General features: G+C 65.2%; 5 protein-coding genes. 4 read left to right on the top strand and 1 reads right to left on the bottom strand.

The genetic code is table 11. From position 1 onward, the window contains the following. The first annotated feature begins 355 nt into the window (after nt 1–355). A complete protein-coding gene (locus ABD209_RS08120; RefSeq protein ID WP_344064576.1) occupies nt 356–1,087 on the top strand; it encodes an outer membrane protein assembly factor BamB family protein in 732 nt (243 codons plus the stop codon). A 117-nt stretch (nt 1,088–1,204) separates the two neighbouring features. On the opposite strand, the gene fabG is transcribed toward ABD209_RS08120, so the two are convergent. After that, a complete protein-coding gene (gene fabG / locus ABD209_RS08115) occupies nt 1,205–1,978 on the bottom strand; it encodes a 3-oxoacyl-ACP reductase FabG (protein WP_344064572.1) in 774 nt (257 codons plus the stop codon). Between the two features lie 76 nt (nt 1,979–2,054). Between fabG and glgX the strand changes: the two genes are divergently transcribed. The 3 genes from glgX (at nt 2,055) to istA (ending at nt 5,996) form a co-directional block, all read left to right on the top strand. Further along, the gene (gene glgX, locus ABD209_RS08110) at nt 2,055–4,238 is read left to right on the top strand and encodes a glycogen debranching protein GlgX (protein ID WP_344064569.1); all 2,184 of its coding nucleotides are present in this window, start codon (nt 2,055–2,057) and stop codon (nt 4,236–4,238) included. Between the two features lie 242 nt (nt 4,239–4,480). Further along, nucleotides 4,481–4,807, top strand: a complete 327-nt coding sequence (locus ABD209_RS19810) for a transposase family protein (protein WP_425564619.1) — start codon at nt 4,481–4,483, stop codon at nt 4,805–4,807. Nucleotides 4,808–4,880: 73 nt separating this feature from the next. After that, entirely contained in the window at nt 4,881–5,996 is a 1,116-nt protein-coding gene (gene istA / locus ABD209_RS08105; protein ID WP_344064566.1) for an IS21 family transposase, read from the top strand. Nucleotides 5,997–6,179 lie beyond the last annotated feature (183 nt).

Raw genomic sequence — 6,179 nt, 5'->3', positions numbered from 1 at the left:
GCCCCCATGGGCAGATCCCATGGCCACCACCGGGCAGTTCTCATGACCGTCAGCGGGCAGGTCTCATGACCGCCACTGGGCAGTTCCTACTGGCCCTTGACAGTGTCGGGGATCGGCGTGCGTTGGCAGGTCGCCACGCCACGGGCTGGCTGGGAAGTGGGTTGATTTCGGTCGGCCCGGCGGTCTACGCCCACGCACCGACGCCGATGCGACTCGATGCCGCGAACGGAACGATCGCCTGGACAAGCGAAGGCCCGGCCAGCAGCAGGACTCCCGCCTACGCCCATGGGATCGTGGTTACCGCCGTGGATGGCCGCCGCATCACGGCGCGCAATGCGTCCTCCGGGGCTCTGCTGTGGGCCAAGTGGAACCCCGGAGCAAGTTGCGACCCTGCCATTGCCGGAAGCGATGTCGCACGCTGTATGCCCACGACCTGGCTACCGGTGCCCTACGGTGGGTGTGGACCGATCAACGCCATGGCACAGACATCGGGGATCGGCCGAACAGCACAGCCACGGTCTACGGCTCGCGGATATTCCTGACGCGGGCCTGCAATGCGCTGGTGGCCGCGGTGGATCGCACGACTGGACGAGCGATCTCGCAACGGCAAATCCACACCGAGCTCTACGGCGACACGGAGTACCGCCTATCGGTCGCCGACGAGACCGGTGCCCTCTATGTCGGAAGTCACGACGGCGGCGGACGCGTGCGGGCCCTCGAGCAGTCGACGGGGGCCGAAAGGTGGTCCGCACGGGTCCCCGGGGCGGTTTATCGCCTCGCGTTGACCGACCGCGTGCTCGTCGTCGCGAGCGCAAACGGCGTCACCGGTTTGGACCGGGCCACCGGTCGCAGGTTGTGGTCTCGGGCCATGACCCCGACCGATGGCGGACTCGCCACGGGTGGCGGCCTGGCCTTCGTGGCCGACGACTCCCCCGAGATTCCGGTGCTGGAGGTCGCGTCAGGAAGGCTGCTCCGCCGCATCCCCGTCGGAGTCTCCACGTGCGGGTATGCGCTAGCCCGCGGACGACTCTTCGCGGTGGGTACGAGTACGAGTGGAGAACGCTCGATCCTGGCGCTTGGTCGCTGACTGACCCCACCGATACGTAGGCTCCCTGCGTCGCGTAGGCGATTTCTGGCTATCGAGTGGACGAGCCTTGGGCTGTCCACTCCATAGCCAGAAATCGCACACTCGAGAGGCCAGGTTTCAGTCCAGCGGGCCGCCGGCGACGTAGATGACCTGGCCGGAGACGAAGCCGGCGCCCTCGCTGCACAGGAATGAGATCGTCGCGGCGATGTCATCGGGCTGGCCGACGCGCTGGACCGGGATCGCCTTGGCGGCCGCGGCGATGAAGTCGTCGAACGGCATACCGATGCGTTCGGCGGTGGCGGCCGTCATATCGGTCTGGATGAAGCCGGGGGCGACAGCGTTCGCGGTAACGCCGAAGCGACCCAGTTCGATGGCCAGTGTCTTGGTGAACCCCTGCAGGCCGGCCTTGGCCGCGGAGTAGTTGGCCTGGCCGCGATTGCCCTGCGCCGACGAGGAGGAGAGGTTGACGATCCGGCCGAACTTCTGCTCGCCCATGAACTTCTGGCAAGCCCGGGTCATCAAGAACGCGCCGCGCAGGTGCACGCCGATGACGGCGTCCCAGTCGGCCGTCGTCATCTTGAAGATCAGGTTGTCGCGGATGATGCCGGCGTTGTTGACAAGCACCACCGGCGGGCCGAGTTCGGCAGCGATCCGGGCCACGGCTGCCTCGACCTGGGCCTCGTCCGAGACGTCGACGCCGACCGCAAGTGCCTCGCCGTCAGCCTCCAGGATCGCGGAAACGGTTGCGGCGCAAGCGGATTCATCGAGGTCGAGGACGGCAACGGCATAGCCATCGGCGGCCAGTCTCTTCGCGGTAGCGGCGCCGATGCCACGGGCGGCCCCGGTAACCACGGCGACGCGGGAACTAGAACTCACGTTCGACTCCTTCATGATCGATGTCGCCGTCAGCGGCGCTCATCGGCTAGGTTGGCGGCTATTCAACCCAGCCTACGCGTGCGAGGAATGCATGATTCTCTGGCCCGGCAAGCCCTACCCGCTCGGGGCCACCTACGACGGTTCGGGGGTGAATTTCGCAGTCTTCTCCGAGGTCGCGAATGGCGTCGAACTGTGCCTCGTCGATGACGAGGGCCGCGAGGAGCGGTTCGCACTGCCCGAGGTCGACGGCTTCGTCTGGCACGGGTATGTGCCCGGCATTCAGCCCGGCCAGCGTTACGGTTTCCGCGTCCACGGGCCGTACGACCCCGAGCGAGGGCACCGCTGCGACCCCGACAAATTCCTCCTCGACCCGTATGCCCGCGCCATCGACGGGCACATGGACGGGGACCCGTCGCTCTTCAGTTACCCCCTGACCGACACTGCGCGAGGGACTGGGGATCGCAACGGTCTGGACAGCCTCGGGCATACGCTCTATTCGGTCGTCGTCAATCCCTTTTTCGACTGGGGACAGGATCGCCCGCCGCGCCATGAGTACCACAACAGCGTGATCTACGAAGCGCACGTCAAGGGCATGACGATGCTGCATCCCGATATCCCCGAAGAGATCCGCGGGACGTATGCCGCAATCGCCCACCCGGCGATCACCTCGCATCTGGTCGATCTCGGTGTGACCGCGATCGAGCTCATGCCGGTGCATCAGTTCGTCAACGATTTCCATCTCCAGGAAAAGGGCCTGGCGAACTATTGGGGCTACAACACCATCGGCTTCTTTGCCCCGCACAATGGGTATGCCGCCTTTGGCACCCGAGGGGAGCAGGTCCTGGAGTTCAAGGCCATGGTCAAGGCCCTGCATGAGGCAGGCATCGAAGTGATTCTCGATGTGGTGTACAACCACACCGCGGAGGGCAACCACCTCGGTCCGACCCTGTGTTTCCGCGGCATCGATAACGCGGCGTATTACCGGCTGGTGCAGAGCAATCTCGCCCACTATTACGACACCACGGGCACCGGCAACTCGTTGCTCATGCGCAACCCGCACGTGCTCCAACTGATCATGGACTCGCTGCGCTACTGGGTCACCGAGATGCACATCGACGGCTTCCGCTTCGACCTCGCCGCGACCTTGGCCCGGCAGTTCCACGAGGTCGATCGGCTCTCGGCCTTCTTCGACCTGGTCCAGCAGGACCCGATCGTCAGCCAGGTCAAGTTGATCGCCGAGCCGTGGGATATCGGAGAGGGTGGCTATCAGGTCGGCAACTTCCCGCCGCTGTGGACCGAATGGAATGGGAAATACCGGGATACGGTGCGCGACTTCTGGCGGGGTGAGCCCTCGACCATCGGCGAGTTCGCGTCCCGCATCACGGGCAGCTCCGATCTCTATGAGCACTCCAGCCGCAAGCCCTTCGCGTCGATCAATTTCGTCATCGCCCATGACGGCTTCACCTTGCGCGACCTCGTGTCCTACAACGAGAAGCACAATCTGGCCAATGGTGAGGACAATCGTGACGGCGAGAGTCACAACCGATCCTGGAATTGCGGCGCCGAGGGCCCAACCGATGATTCCGCGATTCGCGAATTGCGCATCCGCCAGCAGAAGAACTTTCTCGCCACGCTCTTGCTCAGTCAAGGCGTGCCGATGATTGCCCACGGGGATGAACTCGGTCGCACCCAACAGGGCAACAACAACACCTATTGCCAGGACAACGAGTTGACCTGGGTCGACTGGGACCTGACCGAGGAAGAGACCGACCTGCTGGAGTTCACCCGCCGGCTGGTCGAGTTGCGCCGCGAGAACCCGGTTTTCCGGCGGCGCCGATTCTTCGCCGGCAGCGCCGACCACGGCGGTGAAAGCGATGTCCATGACATCTCCTGGTTCACGCCGGCCGGTGAGCAGATGAACGAGGGCGATTGGCGCAATGGGTATGCGCGCTCGATCATGGTCTTCCTCAATGGGCAGGCTATTCCCGAGCCCGACAACCGCGGGCAGGTCATCCGGGGCGACAACTTCCTGCTGATCTTCAACGCCCACCACGAGGCGCTGCCCTTCACCTTGCCCGGCAAGGCCTATGGCGCGGCCTGGACGACCGAAATCGACACCGGAGCGCCTGTGGTCAGCCGTCGTCCGCGCCGGGCCGGGAGCGTCGTGGACGTGCAACCGCGCAGCGTGGTGGTCATGCGCGGACCGAGCGACCGCGGCATCCGCCCGCCCCGCGGGGCCGCCCTCGCCCCGACCACGCGCAGCGTGACCGGCTGACGCGCCGCCGCTACAACGCCTCGGCCCTCGGACCTGAGTTCGGTCATTTCGTTAGTCCTGACTCGTGCCACGGCCGACGATTTCCGGTGAGCGGGTGGCGTTTGTGCTGGTCAGCGGGTTGCGATCGTCGGGATTGACGGCTCTTCGCCATTGAGTGTGGGGTCATAGGGGGTCTTCGATTTTCCGCGTGATGTGGTCCTGATGTGAGGGCTCGTGGCTCTGTAGCAGGCTGGGTGGTGTCTATGCATCCGNTGCCCGAGTACCGCGTGCTGGCAGTTACCCGCGACGAGCGTGGTGGGCGGGAGGTGTTCATCGAGACCCTGGTCAGCGAGGCGGGCTGCCCGTCGTGTGGGGTGGTCACAGCCCGGGTGGATCAGCGCACCATGCAGCGGGTTCGGGATGTGCCTTTCGACGGGCAGGTGACGGTGTGGTGGGTGAAGAAGCGGTGGCGTTGCGGCGAATCGCTCTGCGGGAAGGCGACGTTCACCGAGGTGGCTAGAGGCATGAATCTGGGTGTTGGATCGGCACGAATCTTGACGTCACCTTGTTGGAAGCGGTTCTCTTGTTGATGAAATTTGGCGTCACCCAGGGCCTTGCGTCCGGCCGGGTCCTGTGCTCCACGAGGAGTCGCTGGTGTCTGGCGTGTCCAAGGTTGAGTTGTATGCCGCGATCAGGCGGGATGCTCACCGAGGCATGTCCCAGCGTGCCCTGACTCAGAAGTACAACGTTGGCCAGAAGACGGTCAAGCAAGCGTTGGCCAATGCGTGGCCGTCACCGCGCAAGCCCTACCCGAAGCGCGGGTCGAAGATTGACGATCACTCGTCGTGGATCGACGAGGTGCTGCGCAACGACCTGACCGCGCCCAGAAAGCAACGTCACACCGTGACCCGGCTCTTCGACCGGTTGGTGAAGGAGCAGGGCATGAGCGGGGTCTCCTACGACACGCTGCGCCGCTACGTCGCGACCCGGAAGCCTCAGATCCTGCGCGAGGCCGGCCGATCGCCCAGTGATGCGTTCGTCCCGCAGACGCATCTGCCCGCGATGGAAGCCGAGGTCGACTTTGGTGACGTGCACGTGAAACTGCGGGGTGAGCTGACCAAGCTCACCCTGTTCTGTCTCCGGCTTTCATACTCGGGCAAAGCCGCCCACCGGATCGCTGCCACCGGCGGCCAAGAGGCCTTCTTCGAAGGCCACACTCACGCCTTCCGGGTGCTGGGCGGCATCCCGGTCGGCAAGATCCGCTACGACAACCTGAAATCGGCCGTGGACCAGGTGATCGGATTCTCCCGCCTGCGGGAAGAGGCAGAACGCTGGACCGCGTTCCGCTCCCACTACGGCTTCGACGCGTTCTACTGCCAGCCCGGCATCCAAGGCGCGCACGAGAAGGGCGGGGTCGAAGGCCAGATCGGGTGGTACCGCCGCAACCACCTGGTCCCGCTCCCCGAGGTCGACTCCATCGCGGAGCTGAACGCGATGATCGACGCGTGGGACGTCGAAGACGAGCAACGCCGCATCGGATCACGACCCCACACCATCGGCGAGTACTTCGCCATCGAGCAGCCCCACCTGGCATCGCTTCCCGAAGACCATTTCGAAACCGGACGCTGGTTCAACCCCCGCGTCGACCGCTACGCCCAAGTCAGCGTCCGCATGAACAAGTACTCCGTCCCCGCCCACCTGATCGGCCGCCAGTGCTATGCGTCTGAGATCGTGTCCGGTCTGACCGGGGAATACCCGGCCAGGGAACGGCGTGCCTGAGCGACCGGGAGGTCGGTGCAGGTGTCGAATCCGAAGGTGAGCAGCACGAGCGGCGGGAGTGCCGCGGCGAGGAAGCCGAGGCGGCATCTGCCGCCGAGCGAGAAGTACGAGCTGTGGGTGTCGGTGCTGTCCGGGCAGGCCACGCAGCGCGAGGCGGCGGACAAGTACCGGGTCGACCGGTCC

The sequence above is a fragment of the Nostocoides vanveenii genome (genome assembly GCF_039531165.1).
GTDB classification, from domain to species: Bacteria; Actinomycetota; Actinomycetes; order Actinomycetales; family Dermatophilaceae; genus Nostocoides_A; species Nostocoides_A vanveenii.
This window is presented reverse-complemented; position numbering and strand designations above follow the sequence as displayed.

Bases quoted from the DNA above. Each gene is read 5' to 3' on its own strand.
- glgX (WP_344064569.1), top strand. From the start codon at position 2,055: ATGATTCTCTGGCCCGGCAAGCCCTACCCGCTCGGGGCCACCTACGAC.
- fabG (WP_344064572.1), bottom strand. From the start codon at position 1,978: ATGAAGGAGTCGAACGTGAGTTCTAGTTCCCGCGTCGCCGTGGTTACC.